Origin of the sequence: Holospora undulata HU1 (assembly GCF_000388175.3) — a bacterium.
In the GTDB taxonomy this organism is placed as follows: domain Bacteria; phylum Pseudomonadota; class Alphaproteobacteria; order Holosporales; family Holosporaceae; genus Holospora; species Holospora undulata_A.
On the sequence record NZ_ARPM03000013.1, the window covers coordinates 1 to 1450 of the forward strand.

2 protein-coding genes are annotated in these 1450 nt (G+C 38.5%); one reads left to right on the plus strand and one right to left on the minus strand.

What is annotated here, in order from left to right:
* Window positions 1-428: 428 nt before the first annotated feature.
* Window positions 429-659 carry a hypothetical protein gene (locus tag K737_RS00120; RefSeq protein ID WP_006292278.1) on the minus strand — a complete coding sequence of 77 codons (231 nt, stop codon included), beginning with the start codon at window positions 657-659 and terminating at the stop codon, window positions 429-431.
* 280 nt (window positions 660-939) lie between these two features.
* On the opposite strand from K737_RS00120, the gene K737_RS09705 reads away from it, so the two are divergent.
* Window positions 940-1107, plus strand: a complete 168-nt coding sequence (locus K737_RS09705) for a hypothetical protein (RefSeq protein ID WP_024161287.1) — start codon at window positions 940-942, stop codon at window positions 1105-1107.
* The last annotated feature ends 343 nt before the right edge of the window (window positions 1108-1450 follow it).

A 1450-nucleotide genomic window follows, 5' to 3' on the forward strand; every position in this document is an offset into this window, starting at 1 on the left:
ACATCGTAAAGTTTTCCTAGTCTCTCTAACCATATATCAATACATCATTATAAAATTAAAACTTTATACTCATAATATCTATCTCAACCACTTTCAACACTTATGGGGCGAAATCTTGCAAACCAATGGCAATGCCGAGCATTATTTTGTTCAATGGAAAAGGTTTTTTCTTTTCCCTGAAAGGGGTGGGTGCTTGGAATAATTTTATTAAAATCTGCTCAATGATCTGCGCAATAAAATAAAATTTTTAATCGTTCAAAAAGTTGTTTGAATGTTTGACTCAAGCGATCACCAAATTCCCAATCGATAAGCCGTTTGCCAGCACGATCACAGACACTTTAAAAATCCAAATTTTTTTGCTTCTTTTTTTTAAATAATGCCAAAAGTTATCGACTTCCTTGACAATACTTTTGTCTTTTGGGGATAGCTCAATTTTGGCGCATAGCCTTGATTATAAGGTGCCCGCCTTCTTCAAAACAGCTGTGGTGCTGGCACCAAAACGCTGAGCAATTCGGTTCATTAAAAGGCCGCTTGCGTATAAAACGAAGACTGAGCTTGTCTTTTTCATGCACACCTCGTGAAATTTTTTCCATATTTTTTACATTTGTACCGCTGCCCCCCTCGAACGAAACCGCTTTTAAAGCGCTCCGAACATTCACAAAATTTACATACAATCTTTTTTAGAGACTTTTAAAAAAGACTTCTTCTATCAATTCTAACAAAAAAAATATTTAGTTAAAAGCTTCATTATTAGATGGATATACAGGTTACATTACAAATTGACCGCGCCGCAACATCAGAAGCGCCTACATGAATTGGCACAACTCACTCTCAAGATTTTCTATAGTCGTTTAGCCTGAAGATGGGATTTGGAAGAATACAGAAATAGCCTCATAAAGTTTATCAAATGCATTAATTTGGCATATACACTCATGCTGAATGAAATTGTTTACAAGTTTAATTATTTTTCTTACGCAAAGATTTCTGAAAGAAGAAAAACGTGTTGCGTTAAGAACGCAGCAGATAGGATTAGGGCAGTTTTGTTATCAGGGTAGAGCTCGTCAAATTGCTAAGGCTCTTCTGAGTGACGATCGTAGAGAAGTATAAGGAAGATCAAAAGTTAATGGTATCAAGCAGGGACTCTGTGAGCAAGCTAAATACTTCACAAACAGAAGAACTTATCGCACATTTGGAAAGCCACCACGTATATGAAAGTGAGAGATACCTGCGCTTATGTTCTTGAGGTGTTGCGTAGACGATTCAAGGCAAGACGTTCCACGCCCATAATTTTTCATTTAAAAAGCCGAAAAGCACGGCCCGCAAAGGCAGCCAAGCAGGAAGCCCCTTTATTCAACGGTGATGACCACACCGCCAGAGGATGCCCTCTTCTTGTTTGGTGATGACATTCCCCCCACACCATGGCAACGAAAATCACCTGTAAGGCACCCCC

Coding starts and splice junctions, on each gene's coding strand:
- K737_RS09705 (WP_024161287.1), top strand. CDS start 940: ATGAAATTGTTTACAAGTTTAATTATTTTTCTTACGCAAAGATTTCTG.